At 61.9% G+C, this 15,641-nt stretch carries 15 protein-coding genes; 9 read left to right on the forward strand and 6 right to left on the reverse strand.

Features of this window, described 5'->3' with window-relative positions:
• Window positions 1-88: 88 nt before the first annotated feature.
• Window positions 89-925 (reverse strand): DUF6348 family protein, encoded by an 837-nt coding sequence (locus ABJF10_RS06085; protein ID WP_348543639.1) that lies wholly within the window; start codon window positions 923-925, stop codon window positions 89-91.
• A 174-nt stretch (window positions 926-1,099) separates the two neighbouring features.
• Here ABJF10_RS06085 and ABJF10_RS06090 point away from each other — a divergent pair, with 174 nt between their 5' ends.
• From ABJF10_RS06090 to ABJF10_RS06100, 3 genes are all read left to right on the forward strand, one after another.
• Window positions 1,100-1,522 (forward strand): cupin domain-containing protein, encoded by a 423-nt coding sequence (locus ABJF10_RS06090; RefSeq protein ID WP_348543640.1) that lies wholly within the window; start codon window positions 1,100-1,102, stop codon window positions 1,520-1,522.
• 128 nt (window positions 1,523-1,650) lie between these two features.
• Window positions 1,651-1,941: a hypothetical protein gene (locus ABJF10_RS06095; protein WP_348543641.1), complete on the forward strand. Its 291-nt coding sequence runs from the start codon at window positions 1,651-1,653 to the stop codon at window positions 1,939-1,941.
• Window positions 1,942-2,082: 141 nt separating this feature from the next.
• Window positions 2,083-2,574: a ferritin-like domain-containing protein gene (locus ABJF10_RS06100; RefSeq protein WP_348543642.1), complete on the forward strand. Its 492-nt coding sequence runs from the start codon at window positions 2,083-2,085 to the stop codon at window positions 2,572-2,574.
• Window positions 2,575-2,685: 111 nt separating this feature from the next.
• On the opposite strand, the gene ABJF10_RS06105 is transcribed toward ABJF10_RS06100, so the two are convergent.
• From ABJF10_RS06105 to ABJF10_RS06115, 3 genes are all read right to left on the reverse strand, one after another.
• Window positions 2,686-2,955 carry a hypothetical protein gene (locus ABJF10_RS06105; RefSeq protein ID WP_348543643.1) on the reverse strand — a complete coding sequence of 90 codons (270 nt, stop codon included), beginning with the start codon at window positions 2,953-2,955 and terminating at the stop codon, window positions 2,686-2,688.
• Between the two features lie 187 nt (window positions 2,956-3,142).
• On the reverse strand, window positions 3,143-4,042 hold the full coding sequence (locus ABJF10_RS06110; protein WP_348543644.1) for an alpha/beta hydrolase: 900 nt from the start codon (window positions 4,040-4,042) through the stop codon (window positions 3,143-3,145).
• 213 nt (window positions 4,043-4,255) lie between these two features.
• On the reverse strand, window positions 4,256-5,860 hold the full coding sequence (locus tag ABJF10_RS06115; protein WP_348543645.1) for an exosortase/archaeosortase family protein: 1,605 nt from the start codon (window positions 5,858-5,860) through the stop codon (window positions 4,256-4,258).
• Window positions 5,861-6,048: 188 nt separating this feature from the next.
• Here ABJF10_RS06115 and ABJF10_RS06120 point away from each other — a divergent pair, with 188 nt between their 5' ends.
• Window positions 6,049-6,894 (forward strand): hypothetical protein, encoded by an 846-nt coding sequence (locus ABJF10_RS06120; RefSeq protein WP_348543646.1) that lies wholly within the window; start codon window positions 6,049-6,051, stop codon window positions 6,892-6,894.
• 73 nt (window positions 6,895-6,967) lie between these two features.
• Complete coding sequence (locus tag ABJF10_RS06125; protein WP_348543647.1) at window positions 6,968-7,864, forward strand: sterol desaturase family protein; 897 nt, start codon at window positions 6,968-6,970, stop codon at window positions 7,862-7,864.
• A 2-nt stretch (window positions 7,865-7,866) separates the two neighbouring features.
• On the opposite strand, the gene ABJF10_RS06130 is transcribed toward ABJF10_RS06125, so the two are convergent.
• Together ABJF10_RS06130 and ABJF10_RS06135 are read right to left on the reverse strand one after the other, a co-directional pair.
• On the reverse strand, window positions 7,867-9,576 hold the full coding sequence (locus ABJF10_RS06130; RefSeq protein WP_348543648.1) for a hypothetical protein: 1,710 nt from the start codon (window positions 9,574-9,576) through the stop codon (window positions 7,867-7,869).
• A 44-nt stretch (window positions 9,577-9,620) separates the two neighbouring features.
• The gene (locus ABJF10_RS06135) at window positions 9,621-10,439 is read right to left on the reverse strand and encodes a hypothetical protein (protein ID WP_348543649.1); all 819 of its coding nucleotides are present in this window, start codon (window positions 10,437-10,439) and stop codon (window positions 9,621-9,623) included.
• Window positions 10,440-10,695: 256 nt separating this feature from the next.
• Here ABJF10_RS06135 and ABJF10_RS06140 point away from each other — a divergent pair, with 256 nt between their 5' ends.
• Genes ABJF10_RS06140 through ABJF10_RS06155 form a run of 4 tightly spaced genes read left to right on the forward strand, consistent with a single transcriptional unit; the run spans window position 10,696 to window position 15,622 of the window.
• Window positions 10,696-11,817 carry an outer membrane beta-barrel protein gene (locus tag ABJF10_RS06140; RefSeq protein ID WP_348543650.1) on the forward strand — a complete coding sequence of 374 codons (1,122 nt, stop codon included), beginning with the start codon at window positions 10,696-10,698 and terminating at the stop codon, window positions 11,815-11,817.
• Window positions 11,818-11,820: 3 nt separating this feature from the next.
• Window positions 11,821-12,504 carry a polysaccharide biosynthesis/export family protein gene (locus ABJF10_RS06145; RefSeq protein ID WP_348543651.1) on the forward strand — a complete coding sequence of 228 codons (684 nt, stop codon included), beginning with the start codon at window positions 11,821-11,823 and terminating at the stop codon, window positions 12,502-12,504.
• A gap of 6 nt (window positions 12,505-12,510) precedes the next feature.
• Window positions 12,511-14,631, forward strand: coding sequence for a polysaccharide biosynthesis tyrosine autokinase (locus ABJF10_RS06150; protein ID WP_348543652.1), 2,121 nt, complete (start codon window positions 12,511-12,513; stop codon window positions 14,629-14,631).
• A 1-nt stretch (window position 14,632) separates the two neighbouring features.
• The gene (locus ABJF10_RS06155) at window positions 14,633-15,622 is read left to right on the forward strand and encodes a GDP-mannose 4,6-dehydratase (RefSeq protein ID WP_348543653.1); all 990 of its coding nucleotides are present in this window, start codon (window positions 14,633-14,635) and stop codon (window positions 15,620-15,622) included.
• The last annotated feature ends 19 nt before the right edge of the window (window positions 15,623-15,641 follow it).

Genomic DNA, 15,641 nt, shown 5'->3' on the forward strand with positions numbered 1-15,641 from the left:
CCGGCGCGTGGGGACACGCGCCCTACACCACGCGAGCTCTTTTCCATCTTCCATCGTCCATTCCTCTATCCGCCGCCCGCGCCGCCTCCTACTGGATCACGATGAATTGCTTCGCCATGTAGAATTCGTCCCGCGCCGGCCACGCGATCTGCTTCACCACCGCGGCGGTCAGCGCGTCGTCGTCGTGGTTGTCGCGCGTCGTCGCCACCGTCATCGGCTGACTCTTCATTTGCCCGTAGACGATCTTCACCCAATGCGGCCGCCCATCGAAATGCTGCTGCCGCAGCAGGTCGCGAATGCCTTCGTTGATCGCTTTCATCTGGGCGTCGTCCAACCCGCTCTGCCCGCGCACATACAGATTGCCCCGCGCCACCGCCCGGTCCTGCCCATCGATCGCCATCGTCTCGATCTCCTGGTGCGGATCCGCCGCATTCATGAACGATTTATAAATCACGTGAAAGGTCGTCAGGATGAAATTCGCCAGGCAATCCTTCCGGGCCTTCGTCTCGTCCTCCCCGACGCCGGCCAGGAACTCCACGATCTCGCCCCCGCCTGGCAGCGCCACCCGAAACTCCATCTCCACCGAAAGCGTCCCCGCCTTGGTCGGATTCACCCCATAAGTGGAAGCTTTGAGCCGCGTCTCATTTCCCTTGAGCCCCACGCCCCGCGCGTCCACCACCACCGCCTTCTCCCCATGCGCCTTCAGCCAGTCCGCGAAGAAGGTCTCCGTCTCACTCCGCCCCGCCGGCGCCGGCGAGGCCACCGCTTGCGCCAGGGTCTGCGACGCCGATGATGATGCCTGCGCGGACGAGGGGGGAACCGGTTTGCAACCCACACTCCCGAAAAGCAGGAGCACGGCGAGGAACTGGAGGGAAGCGCGCCGTCGCTTCCTTGATGGTGACGAAGTCTTCAAAGATTTGATCATAGATTGCGCCGCGAGGCGCAGACCATGGCAAACGAAAAGTTTGGACCGGGGAAAAGCCCATCGAGAGTTCACCCGTTAGCTTGGTCGTCCGGCGCGTGCGACCCGAAATCCCGCATCTCCTCCCGACCAACAAGAGGCTGACAAATTCCTCAAAATATGCCACGGAGAAACCATATGAAAACAGCCTCCATGGAAGAAGTGGCCAATTCAGAGCCGGTCAATCGACCGCCCAACGAAGCACCCGAACTGCCCGCCGCGGCCCACGCCGCCGCCACGTCCCGGCCGGTCGAATTGCTACGCGAGCCGTACCCCGGCGACCCCACCCGTGAAATCATCCTTTTGCGGGCGACCTTTGCCCCCGGCGATTCCACCCCGCCGCATCAGCATCCCGGCTTCCTGGTGGGCTACGTCCTCACCGGCGAACTGGAGTTCCAGTTGGAAGGCCAGCCGCTCCAGCGCTTGACCGCCGGCGACCGCTTCTACGAACCGCCGGAATCCGCGCATGTCGTCTCCCGCAATCCCGGGACCAGCACCACGCAAGTCCTCGCCTTCATCGTCCACGACAAAGACGCGCGAGTCATGATTCCTTTAAAGTGACTCGCGGGAATCCGCGCCGGCAGCAGGCGCGAACGCGCCTGCGGGAGCAGAATCTATCGGCGCGATAGATCACGTTTTAATCTATTGCCGCAGCCGGGGCCCTGTCGGGATGCGATGTGCTATTCGAAATGAAAACACTAACTGCCAGTATTCTCACCGCGGCACTTACCGCCATGTTAACCGCAGGCCTGTACGCCGCGGAGCCTACCGCTCCGGCCAAGCCCGGGTCACCCGGCGATAAGCCGGTTCCTGAACAACCCGGCGCTCCCGTTCCGGCACCGGGCGCTCCCGCTCCCACCAAGCCGTCGGGCGACGACAAGGTGACACCGCAACCGGGTAGTCCCGCCAAGCCCGGTTCCTCCGGCGACAAGCCGGCGACGCCCCCGCCAAACCCTCCCAAGGGTAACGGCGGCAACTAATAGCTCGAGTTAAGAGCCAACCTATTTTGGGTTGCGGAAGGTCTGATCCTCCGCAGCCCATTTTTGTGCCGCCAGGTCACATAAACGTAGCTCGGGTGTTCTCTTACAGCCGCTTAACAAAGCAGGAGCGAACTAATATCCATGGAACTACAAACCCTCAAGGACCTCTTCATCACCGAACTCAAGGACCTTTACAGCGCGGAAAAGCAGATCGTCAAAGCTTTGCCGAAAATGGTCAAGGCGGCTTCCAATGCGAAGCTCAAAGCCGGCTTCCAGAAACACTTGGAAGAAACCAAAGAGCACGCCGTACGTCTCGAAAAGCTGCTCGCCAAGCATGGCGAATCCACGCGCGGCCCGAAATGCAAAGGGATGGAGGGTGTGTTGAAAGAAGGTGCCGAGATGATCGAGGAAGAAGCCGATGAAGAGGTGCGCGATGCCGGCCTCATTGCCGCCGCGCAGCGGGTCGAGCATTACGAGATGGCTGGCTACGGCTGCGCCCGGACCTATGCCGAAACGCTCGGTGACAAGGAGTGCGCGAATGTGCTCCAGAAGACTCTCAATGAAGAGGCGGCGACCGACGTGAAGCTGACCAAACTGGCGCAGACCACGATTAACATCGCCGCTCTCAAGTAGCCGCGCTTCATGGGTGGCGGAGACGGCGTTAGACTGCGCAATGAGGCGCCGCAGAATCAGGTCTCTCTATTCTTTTCTTCCGCGCCTCAGCGGCTGCTCCGCAGTGAGACATTATTCCGGTTTGCCCGTTGGGATCGAGGCGCGAATGCGTTGCAGGAATACGTTTCCCATGCGCGTATCGTTGAGGACGGCCCCAGCCAGGCGCACGAGGGCGATATCGTAGTTCTCTCCTCGGGCCCATACGCCCCCAAAGCCGACCATGATTCCCGGTGGTTTGGATTCAACGACCAGCTCGCCATAGCCGCCGGCTTGCATTTCCCGGAGGTGCTCCTCCACGGCGGCGGCGACCGGGTCAAGCGTTACGGGATACGCCGAGTTCATACCCAACTAATAAGAAAATTCCTTATGGAGGCATAGGAAACTTTCTTACATTTGTGTATGATCGCTCGTTTACGAAGCGTTTGCCGGAGGACCGTCTGCGGTGTTCCCGATTCGATCGGACCCCGGCTCTATTGGGGAGGAAAGGCATGTTCCCTCGCCCCGTCTGACAGCGACCGCAAGCCGCTGCTCAGAGGTGGGAACGGAAGAACTCCGCGACCTCGTTCAACTGGCGTGCATCGAGGAGAAACCAATGCCCTTTTCCGGGCACAACGATGAGACGCGATGGGACGTGCGCTTGCGTGAGACGACGCTGCAACTCGCGGCTTTGTTCCAGGGGCACCAGTTCATCGCGAGCTCCGTGAATGATCAAAAATGGCGGCGATGAGGAGCTGACATGATTCACTGGGCTGGCTGCCGCGGCCAGCGTGAGCTTATGCTCGATCGGTCCCCCGAGCAGCCGCTCGATGTCGCTGGGCCCTTTGGGATTCGCGTATTTCCGACCCAGGCTCACCAAGTCCGTCGGGGGATAGAGCGCACAGACCGCTCGAATCCGCGGTGTCCCTTCGACCGTGCCCAACAGCGCGGCCAAATGGCCGCCCGCCGACTCGCCACTGACTCCGATCCGTCGCGGATCGAGCCCGAGGGAGCGGCCGTGCGTCTGCAACCACCGGAGCGCCGTTTCGCAGTCGTCCAACTGCGCCGGATATTTCGCCGTCCCGCTCAAGCGGTATTCGATCGACGCCACGGCGATCCCCGAACGGGTGAGATCGCGCAAATTCACGTGATACCCCTTGCTCCCGATCTTCCAGCTCCCCCCGAAAATCCACATCACCACCGGCACCGGTTGCGAAGACTGCGGGACATAGACGTCCATGCGCAAGGGATGTCCGCCCGGCTCCGCGAAAACCAGGTCGCGATAAGTCCGCTCTCCCGCGTGCGGCGGGCCGTAGGCCGCGCACCCCCCGCTCAAGAGCGCTCCGCAGAGCAAAAGCGCCCTCGCCATTCCACCTATGGGCGACCTCCGGCGGAACAACTCCGCCGTCGCAATGCGTCCTCGTTCAGTCGCGCCCAGAGTGGAATCAGTCATGAGGTTTGATTATTCAGCATGGAATGTCACCGCAGCTTCGCACCCCCTCCCGCTTCTGGCCTCCCCAGCCTCTGCCTTTAGAGCAGGTTCCCCCGTTACCAAAGCCTCACTTTGGTAACGAGGAGACGATTTCTGTAGCGGCGGTCTATGACCGCCGGATCGTGAGCGAGGTCTCGGCGGTCATAGACCGCCGCTACAGGAGCGTGGTCGTCGCTATTGAGAGACCGCGCCGGGGCGGACTTGCATCATTGTCTTGAGGTGTGCCTCGAAGGCTTCGCGGGCGGCTTGTTCGGAGCGGAAGCCGGTGACGGCGATTTCCAGGCTTTGCTGGCCGATGTGGCGGCGGCCTTCCCAAGCGCGCTGGAACATGTCGGTCGCTTCGAATTGCGGGTTGGCGGTGGCGGGCGATTTCGCACCGGGCATTTCCTCGTAGAGGCAGTAGAAGACGTAGAGGACGGTTTCGCCGACGCGGAAGGTGTAGCCGTGAAAGGGGATCTGCAATCCGCCCACGGTGCTGAGGCGCGTGCCGAGGTCGCGGTCCATGGTGGCGCCTTGGGAATTGAGGCAGACGTCGGGGCGATGGACTTTGGCGGATTCGGCCTGCGGGTTGCCGGGGTTCCAGCGGATCCAATAGGCGGACCAGTCGCTGCCGTCGGCCGGCTCGAGCCAGGCGGCGCCATGGGCGTCGTCGCAACTGAGCAGGCGGAGGGAACGCTGGGGGATATCGATCAAGCTGAAGGCTTTGCTTTGGGTGGGCCACTGGATGCTCCAGCTCCAGCCCTGCCATTTGGGTTCGCGCACGCGGTACCAGGCTTCCACGGCGATCTCCGCGACGACGAACCAGAGCACGAGTGCGGCGCTGAGATGGAACGGGAGCGGGAATGGGAGCGCGCTGGGGGAAGGGATGGGCGGCGTCGGTGCGGGCGCTTTTTTCGGACGGAGCAGGTAGGCGGCGCAGAGCGTGGTGGAGAGCGAGAAGATGAGGACGGCAACGCCGGCGCCATCGTGAGAGCGGTCGACGGCGCTCATGCCATGGGCCACGGCGATGCTGGAGAGGACTACGGTGCGGATGACATTGGCGACGAGCGTGAGGGCGATGCCGAGCGCCATGAGCCCCAGGCGCCGCGGCGGCACGAGACGGAACAGTTCGCCGAGAAAGAGCGAGAGCATGACCATGGCTTGCAGCGAACGGATGCCGCTACAGGCTTCATCGATATCGATGACGCCGGTTTCGATGTGGACGAGATTGCCGACCTGGGCGGCCGGCACGCCGATGAGGCAGAGGATTTCCACCGTGGCGCCGGCGGTGCTGTGCATGAGGGTATTCGTGACGAGCAGCTCGATGCTGTGCGGCCACGGGACGGCGGTGAGGAGGAAGGCGAGTGGGAAGCTGAACCAGCGCACCCAGGCGGTGCCGCCGGCCAGGGCGATGAGGGACAGGGAGATGCCGACGGCGGAGAGGGCATGGACCCAGCCGCAGATGCTGCGTTCGGGGGCGGCTTCCTGAAGCCAGCGGGCGGGGATGATGAGCAGGGCGAGGAGGACGACGAGAGCGGCCACGCCGTTCCAAGGGGCGGAGGGGGCCGGGCGGTCGTCCCAGCGGATTTTGGCGAGGTAGACGCCCATTACCGGGACGATCCAGCCATAGGCATACGCGCCGTCCGGAACCCATTGCCCGTGCAGATGCCAGAGGGAGAGGGCGGGTCCCAGGACGACGGCGGTGAGGAAAAGGGCAGCCGGGCCCCTGCCTCGCCGTGGGGGGGCGCTGGCCGACGGCAGGCCGGGAGCGTCCGTGGGAGATGGGAGAGAGGCGGGCATCAGCAGGAAGTCTGGCTATTCAAGAAAACGGCATAACTGTGGAAATCACAACTCCGGAAGAATACGTACTTGCGCTTCGACGTAAACCCGCCACACTGGGAGCCTAGCGCTTGCGACCTGTATTTCCGCCGCGGTGTGCCAAATCAGCCCATTTGGTACGTCCACTGCTGGAAAACCCCGCACCCACCTTGAGAACCTCCTTCCGCACTACCGCCCTTGCTGTTTTCGCCCTGACCCTGGTCCAGAGCGCGCCGGCGAATTTGGTGCAGGATGGCAATTTTACCAGCGTCACCTATTCCGGGGCGCCTGCGTTGTCGGCGCCGTATTTCGGCCAGTTTGGCACGGGGACCGGGAGCACGCTGACGGTGGCGAATTGGACGACGGCGGGATATAACTTTGTCTACTCGGCGACCAATGTGGACCAAGGGACGCAGGCCAGCGGGGCCAACGCCGGCCAGCCCAACCAGGCGCCTGGTCAATTCAATACCGGTGCCGGTTACGGCAACACCTACATGTGGGGGTCGCACAATGGCGGGGCGAGCACCTGGACCGCGCCGCCCGGAGGTGGAAATTTTATCGCGGCGGATGGCGCCTTCGAGCAGGGCGCGCTCACGCAAGTCATCACGGGCCTGACGGTGGGGCAGACGTATGCGCTGAAGTTTTATTACGGGGGCGCGCAGCAACAGGGGACCTTCACGACAGCGACGACGTCGCAGTGGACAGTGAGCATGGGCACGGGGAACGTCGCCGGCAATTTCACGACCCCGGTCGTCAATAACCCGGCGGAAAGCTTTAGCGGCTGGTTTCAGCAGACCTTCTACTTCTACGCCAACAACACCACGGAAACGCTGTCGTTCCTGGCCTCGGGAACTCCCAATGGCCAGCCGCCCTTTGCCCTGCTGGCCGGGGTGGACTTGCAAGTCGTCCCGGAGTTTTCGAGCTGGATGGTCTTCGCGGGATTTGGTGCGGTGTGCATCGGCTTCGAGATGGTCCGCCGCCGTCGCCGCCGGTCGGAATTCGCGCCGGCGGCGTGAATTCAGCGGCGTATACCGTTGAGGGAGAATCGGTTAAGCGGGTCGTAATTTTCAGCAAAATAATTTCGCCCCCATGACGCATCAGCTCCTCCGGCACGCGCTGGGTTTGATGGTCGATGCGGGACGGCTCGCCCTCTGGCTCGTGATCCTCGTCGCCATCTTCGTCCCGTTGGAGCGGCTGTGCGCGCTGCATCCCGCGAAGATCTGGCGGAAGCAGATCGGCGTGGATCTGGGGTGGTACTTCATCAACAGCCTGGTGCCGGCGGCGTTCATCTCCGTGCCGCTGGCCATGCTCTCCCGGAGCCTGGCAGAGCTGAATCCGGGTGGCTATTATTCCACGGTCGCAGCGTGGCCGCTGTGGGTGAAGCTGTTGCTGACGCTGGTCGTGAATGACCTTGGCGCGTATTGGGGGCACCGCGCCATGCATGCGTCGCCGCGGCTGTGGCGCTTCCATGCCATCCATCACAGCGCCGAAGAACTCGACTGGCTGGTCAATACACGCGCGCATCCTTTCGATATGGTGTTCACGCGGCTATCGGGGCTGGCGCCCGTTTATCTCCTTGGGTTGGCGCAGACGACGGGCCCCCACATCGATCCCGTAGTGGCGATCGTGACGATCTTTGGCACGGCCTGGACCTTCTTCATCCACGCCAATATTCGTGTGCGCCTGGGCCCTTTGGAGTGGCTGATTTCGTCACCGGCCTTTCACCACTGGCACCATACCAACGATCAGCATCGCGACCGCAACTTCGCGTTCCTTTTCCCGCTCATCGACCGGATCTTCGGCACCGCCTGGCTGCCGAAATCCTGGCCGTCGCGCTATGGCATCGATGCGCAGGTTCCGACGACGCTCACCGGACAGTTCTTTGATCTGATCAAGCAACCATCGGTCGGCCCGGCGACCGACAGACAGCACGAGGAGATCAAGGAGCCGGCCTCGATCGCGAAGGATCATCCCAGCGGAGTGTGAGATCAGCGGCTGGCGACCTTGAGTTGTTGCGCCAGGTCCGCGGCCAGTTTCCGCTCCTCGGAAAGCATCCCGCGCGGATCGAGTTTTGCCAGGGACTCGCGGGCTTGCGCGTCATCCCCATTGGCCGCCTGGACGATCGCGCAATAGAGCGCGATACCCGGACGGGCGCGCGCTTCGGGAGATAACTCGTTGATCACTTTTTTGGCCGCAGATTCTTTTCCCCCGAGATGCAGGGCATACGCATAAGTCGCCGCCCATTCGGGCACTTTCGGATTCGAAGTGAAGGCCTCCCGGGCGAGACGTTCGGAGCCCTCGGAGGCGCCGTACAAAAGCAGCGAGAGAAAGGCCGTGTTGTTCTTCTTGGTCGCGTTCGATGGATCCAGGTCGAGCTGCGCTTTGACGACGCGTAGCATTTCGCGCGTTTCATTCGTCTGCGAGTAAAGATCCCAAAGAGACTGCAAGGCGAGCGAGTTTGTCGCCGGACGGTTCGCCGCTCCCCATAGCAACTGGATCGTTTCCGCGCGCCATCTCCAACCCACCGTCACTTGCGCCAGCAGAAAGCCATCGGGTGGATTCGCTTCCACGGTGGTGACCAGTTCACTCCACTCCTTTTCCCATGGCTGGGAGGATTCCCGTTTGGCGCGGATGATCATGGCGCGGCGCAGGAATTCGCCGTCGTCCCAGTGGCGCTTTTCCAGGAACGCGACGAGCCCGTTCCAATCGGCGGTGGTGAGGTAACTTTCTGCGACCGCCATTTGCAGGCGAATATTTGATTGGGTCGCCTCCGGGAGTTGGGCGAACCAGTGTAGCGTCTCGGCGGCCATGCCGTGGGAGTTCAACCAATTTCCCATCTCAATGGTCCATGGTGCGTCCGATTCCGCGCGGTGCTCGATCTCCGTGAGCGCCGGGCGGAAAGCGGGCTCACCCATGATGACTTCGAGGCAGCTCAGGTCGTCCCCGAAATTGTGCTCCGGGATCGAACGCAGCTTTTCAGCGAACCGTTGCGCGGCGGAGCGATCGTGGCGGCGAACCGCATCGAAGAGCAACGCGCGCGCGGCAAAGAGGCTCGCGTGGGGATCGGCCAGCGCGGCTTCCAGATCCCGCGCGGCTGCTGCCCGCGTCTCGGAGCGGGAGGAGTTGGTCAGCCGAAACGCTGCGAGGTTGACCCGGTGCACGGGATTCGCGTGGTCGAGTTCCGCCGCCTTGAGGAAATGCTCCTCCGCCAGTCCGGCATCATGACCGGCCAACGCACAGCCGGCCATGAGCTCGTGATACTCGGCGTTTTGATTTTGAAATTCCGCCGGGAGACTCTTCAGGGCCTTGAAGGCCATTTCGCGCTGACCAAACCGAAAGGCGCTCTTCGCCCAAGCCATGATGTCTCCCGCGTTGCCGGGTGCGCGTTGCGCCACCAGGATCCGCCAACGGAGTGCCTCGGGCTTATCCTGCGCTTCATTGATTTCCGCCATGAGTCGCGTCGCCTCGATATTCACTCTGTCCACACTGAAAGCGCGGCCTGTCCAGAACTCCGCCCGCATGAACTCTCTGTTTGAAAATTCGCGATGCGCGCGCCGGAGCGCCAGGTGGAGCTTCATATACGCAAATGCCTCCCAGCACCCCCCACCGACCAGGACGAGCAAAAGCAGATACGCGAGCGCCTTCCTCAGGCGCAGCAGGATGGATTGCACCAACGGATTGGAGGATGAATCGCTCACTCGTCTTTCAAATCACATCGGCGAGCGTCGCCGAATGCACCGCCCTACGGGCTGACGGGATTCGGATTGGGATTGTTCGGTCCCCTCACGACGAGCCCTTTTTTCTTGGCCTTTGGTCCGTTGGGATCGTTCGGATCAAACGGTTCGTTCGCGTAGTTGCTATTTCCGGCATCGCCCACGCCGGAAATGCCCCGCACGCCGCCCACGCGGTTGAAGAGTTCGCCTGGGTCGCCGTACAACGCGGCGTCGACCGCACCTTGTACCGCAGCCAAAGAGACGCTTGAGTTTGTATCGACGGCCGTCTGCACGATGGCCTCGGCCAGCGACATGGGATCGCCCGGCGCCGCAGGGTCGAGCACGGCCGCGAGTGCGTCCAGGAAGGTCGGATCAACCGTGGATTTGAAATCAGGCTCACGATTGCCCGCCAGCAGCGTCGTGTTCTGTGGTGACGTTGCGGGCGGTGCTCCTTGTTGATAGCGTACTTCTTTCCATGGATTGGGTACGGCGCGAGCGGCGGCGGCGGCGATCTCCGGAGCGGCATTGGGCGCAGTGCTCACGGCCGCGCGCACGATGCGCAAGGCGCTGTCGGGTACCGCACGGACGGCCGCAAAGACTATGGCGGCAATTTGCTTTGAGGTGGCGTCCGCACCGAGACTCTGGATCGCGGCAATCGTGGCGGGCCCGGCGAGTGAGGCCGCATTGGGTCCGGCGGCCTTGAGCGTTCGATTGATCGCCGCCGGAGCGGAAGCCGTATTAGCCGCGACTTCTTGCTGCAACGCTGCCGTGATGTCCACTGCTACGGCAAGTCGAAGCGACGCAATTAACCCCAAAAAATAGAGCGGTAGGTGTAATCGATGCTTCATACGGGAAAATATGTAGAATATGGTCTACAGCACGGCTGATAATTATTATTGTCAACTGGCTTTTTCACACTACGTGTAATTCCCCACAAATAGCGAATTGAAATTTCAACCGGCCTTCCACTCTACTAAAACTGTCTGCTGGCATCTCGTTTTGATAGGGGTGTTTTTATTGGCGACCCGCGGTTTTGCGCAAGAATCGATTCGACCCTCCTACGCCGGTTCGCTCTCCTCCGAGGCACGGAAGCCGGAGAAGACCATGACGAACGCTTTTCTCAAGGCGGGGCCGATTGATTTTTCCGCCTCCGCTTCACTCGGGGTGGAATACAACGACAACGTCGGGCTGGCCGAAAAGGATCGCCAGAGCGATCTCATATTGCGTCCGTCGATCGAGATCGACAGCGCGTGGCACGTCACCACGCTCAATACGCTGCGCTTCAACATCGGCGTCGCTTACGCCAAATACACACAGCACGGTGACCTCGACACGCGCAGCCTCCTGCTCGACCCGGGATCGCAAATCTCCTTCGACGTCTACGTTGGCGGCGTTTTGAAACTCACCTTTCACGACCGGTTTGCCATTCTGCAAAATCCGATCGACGAGCCCACCCTGAGCAACACGGCGCGCTTCGACCGGTTTCAAAATGCCGCGGGAGTCACGGCGTTGTTTGACTTCAACGATCTGAAGATCGTGCTGGGTTACGATCACTTCGATTACCGCACGTTCAGCAAGGACTTCGATTTTCTCGATCGACAGGAGGAGCAGTTTTCCGCCAGCGCCAGCTTGCAGTTGAGCGATGCGATGATCGTCGGATTGGATGGCAGCGCCGCGCTCGTGAATTACCGCACCGGATTCAACAACGACGGGACGACCTGGAGCGCCGGGCCATTTGTGGAGACCACACTCTCGAACTACACCACCTTGCGGATCACCGGTGGCTACCAGGGAATGAATTTCAGCCAGGGCGGCCTCAGCGGGGACACGACGGATTACACCGGCTGGTTTGCAAACGCTACCGTGGCGCAACGTCTCAACCAGTACTGGAGCCATTCACTGAGCGCCGGCCATGAGGCTCGGCTCGGCCTCGAGGTCAACTATTTCGAGTACAACTACGCCCGTTACCTGGCGCAATGGCGGATCAATCCGCGGCTCACCGCTTCCATCGAAGGGTTCGCCGAGAGCGCGAATGAATCCGGCACGATGGAGGCCCAGAATTCCGAGGACTCCTTTCGCTGGGGCGGCGGAGCGTCGCTGGCCTGGCGTCTTGGCAACAAGGTTTCCGTCGACCTCGGCTATCGTTACGTGAAAAAGGACTCTGATTTGCCTTTGCGCAGTTATTACCAGAACATTGGCACATTGGTCGTAAGATACGACTTCTAACCCATGAATCTCGCGATCGCTCGATATGCATGGCTCTTCTGCGGCCTGATCCTGCTGCTGACCGTCGCGCCCGTCGATGCGCAGCAGTCGGCCCCCGCGGAAAGGCCCCCGGTCGGCGATGCCTCCGCCGTGGTCGCGGCGACGACTTCCATGGAGGTTCTCGATTCCTCGCGCCGCTTGGGCGCGGGTGATCGCCTCAGCTATCGGGTGGTGGAAGAGCGCCGCCAGCCCGTGGGGCTGACCGTCGCCGATAGTGGAGAAGTCGAGGTGCCACTCATCGGTCGCGTGCAGGCATCTGGCCGCACCTGCAAGGAGCTCGCGCACTCGATCAGGCCGCTGCTCGAGAAGGAATACTTTTACAAGGCCACAGTCATCGTCGGCCTCGACGCGGTGAGCTCCAAGGCACGTGGGCGCATCTACCTCAGCGGCCAGGTCCACCAGCAGGGTCCGATTGAGATTCCGCCTGACGAGCGCTTCACGCTCAGCAAAGCCATCCTCAAGGCTGGTGGCCTCGCGGATTTCGCCAATCGCCGGAAGATCAAACTCGTGCGTAAAACCGCCAACGGCACAGCACAAACGACCATCATCGACCTCGATGCGATCACGGTGCGTGGCGAACTCGACAAGGATCCCGAGCTGCTGCCCGACGACACGATCATCGTTCCTGAGAAATTTGTGAATTTCTGAGCTGCGATGGATACTCCCTCTTCGCCAGCGCCCGGGCGCGAACATGATACCGCCTCCTGGTGGTACCTGATCCATACCAAGCTCTACCGTTATCGCGCGCTGTTGCGGAAATACTGGTGGCTGGTGCTCTTCACCACCTGCGCAGGTTTGGCCATCGGCGCCTGGAAGATGGCTCACCAGCAGGTCGTGTATGTCTCCACCGGGCGCATGATGGTGAGCGGAAAAATCAATCTGCCCGAGGGTGCGACCTATACGGAGGAAATGAATCTCTTCATCTCCACGCAGCGCGAACTCATGCAGGATGAAGCGGTCCGCCAGCGCGCCGAGGCTCTCGTGCGCGGCGCGCACCCGGAACTGGCCGCCACTCCCATCGATCTCATGGTCGCGCCCCTGCCGCAGACGTCCATTTTCATCCTCACTGCGACCGGGGCGGAACCGACCTACCCGCAGAAATTTCTCGATGCGATCATGCATGAATACATCGCCACCCGGCGCGAAATGCGGACGCAAAAGAGCGAGGACGCCGAGAGCTCCATCGAAGATGAAATCGCGCGGGTGCAGGGCGACGTCCGCAAGGAAGAGGAGAAGCTCATCACCTTTCAGCGCGAGAACAACGTGGGCTTCCTCGAGCAGGGGGGCAACAGCGCCGGAGCCTATCTCGCCAAGCTCAACACGCAGCTGGCTGAATTGAAAAATGAGGCGCAGTTGCTGGATCTCTTTCAGGTCGATCAAAAGATGGCCCGCGACGAAAGCCGGCGCGCCACCAACAAGGATAACAACAAGGACGCCGCCGGCGGCGATCCCCGGGCGGCCAGTCGGGCTGACATGGAATACACGCGCGCCCGGCAGCAGATCGAAGTCTTGCGCACGGAACGCACGGAATACGCCAAGGACCTTCGCCCCAAGCATCCCATCATCGTGGATCTCGACCGGCAGATTGCGCAGCAGCAGCAGCTCATCGACGTCTTTCGCAAGCAGAGCACCGAGGATCTCGAGCGACGCCGTGAGGGCACGCGGCTCGAAATTCAGAACCTGGAGAAGACCATCCAGGAGTGGGAGACCAAGGCGCTCGATTTGAGCGGGCGGCTGGCGGAATACAATACCATCCAGGCCGGTCTCTCCCGCAAGCGCTCGCAGCTCGAGTCGCTCAGCCGCTCGAAGGGCAACGTCGAGATCAACCGGAACGTCGACCAGGAAGTCGTCTCGATCCGCCAGCGCGCCAGTGCGGCCCAGCCGCAAAAGCCGGGAGTTCCTCGCACCATCGGCACCGCCGTTGCGCTAGGGCTGCTCGTCGGTTTGTTGTGCCTTGTCCTCATCGATCAACTCGACGACCGCGTGGCCTCCTACACCGAGTTTCAATCCCATTTCCGCGATCGCGTTTTCGCGCAGATTCCGCACAGCCCGGCGGATGGCGAGACGGGCGCGCCGGCGATCCTGATGCCCGAGGATGAGCGCCACGCCTTCGCCGAGGCCTTTCGCTCACTCCGCTCGTCGATCATCTTCCTGCCCGTCGAGGGGCCGCGCCCCAAGGTCATTCTCGTCACCAGTGCCGTGCCCAACGAAGGCAAGAGCACCGTGGCCATGAATTTCGCCATCACGCTCGCACTGGCCGGTTCGCGGGTGCTGCTGGTGGACGGCGATCTGCGTCGGGGCGAACTGCACCGCTCCTTTGGTTTGTCCAATGAATCCGGTCTCGGCGACGTCCTCGCCGGCCACGAGGACTTGCAAGACGCGATGCAACTCACGCTCGTTCCCGGCCTCACGCTGCTTTCGCGCGGGCGCGGCGTGCCGAATCCCGGCGAGTTGTACCTTGGCAAGAGCGCGGACGATTTTCTCAAGGCGGTGCATGCCGATTTCGATTACACCATCCTCGACAGTTCCCCCGTCATGGCCGCAGATGACACGACCAGTCTCGCGCCGAAGGCGGACGCCGCGGTTTTCGTCTTCCGCTTCACCTCCTCGAGTACGCGAGCCAGCCGCAAGGCGTTGGAACTCCTGCGCGAACGGCAGACCAATATCATCGGCATTGTTTGCAACGACGTCTCCGAGGCCATGCAGGAGTACTACTACTACCGCTACCCGGATTACTACGCCTCGGCCACCAAAAGCGACCGCGCCAACGTCTAGCATGTCGCGCCGTATTGCTTTCATCACTGGCATCACCGGTCAGGATGGCTCCTATCTCGCGGAGTTGCTTCTCGAGAAGGATTACGAAGTGCACGGCATGGTCCGGCGCACCGCCCTCGAGGCTCCCGAACAACGCCTCGGCCGGATCCGTCATCTGCTCGCTGCCATCAAGTTGCACGCGGCGTCGCTCGACAGCTTTGCGAGCCTGTTCAAAATCGTGAACAAGATTCGCCCCGCGGAGTGTTATCACCTCGCGGCCTCCAGTTTCGTCAGCTACTCGTTCGAGGAGGAATTCGAGACGCTGCATGCCAATATTGGCAGCACGCATTATTTACTCTCGGCAATCCACGATTGCGCCCCGGCGTGCCGGGTTTATTTTGCCGGGACGAGTGAGATGTTCGGCGCGGCCCGCGAGACGCCGCAGGATGAAAGTACTGCCTTCATTCCCCGGAGCATCTACGGCATTTCCAAGGTCGCGGGCTTCGATCTTGTGCGCAACTACCGCGCGCGGTATGGCCTGCACGCCAGCAGCGGTATCCTCTACAATCACGAAAGTCCGCGTCGCTCCCCGGAATTCGTCACGCAAAAGATCGTCACCGGTGCGGCGCGCATCCGGGCGGGGCTCGCGACCGAGTTGCGACTGGGAAATCTCGATGCGCGGCGCGATTGGGGTCATGCCGCCGATTACGTTCGCGCCATGTGGCTCATGCTCCAGCAGGAGAAGCCCGGCGACTTTGTCATTGCTACCGGCGTTACGCACTCGGTGCGTGAGTTCTGCCAGCGCGCCCTCGCCCGTGCCGGCCTGGACGGATCCGATTACGTGGTTTCCGACGATCGTTTTTTCCGCGAGAGCGAGGAACTGGAACTGCGCGGCGACGCCTTACAGGCGCGAAATGTTTTGGGCTGGTCGCCATCCTACGATTTCAACGCATTGGTGGACGAAATGACCGACGCGGCGCTGGCCGCTGTGGGAGAGACCGTCGCGTCATGAGCGCGCCGATTGTTCAATC

The organism is Chthoniobacter sp., from assembly GCF_040003245.1.
Classification (GTDB): Bacteria; Verrucomicrobiota; Verrucomicrobiia; order Chthoniobacterales; family Chthoniobacteraceae; genus Chthoniobacter.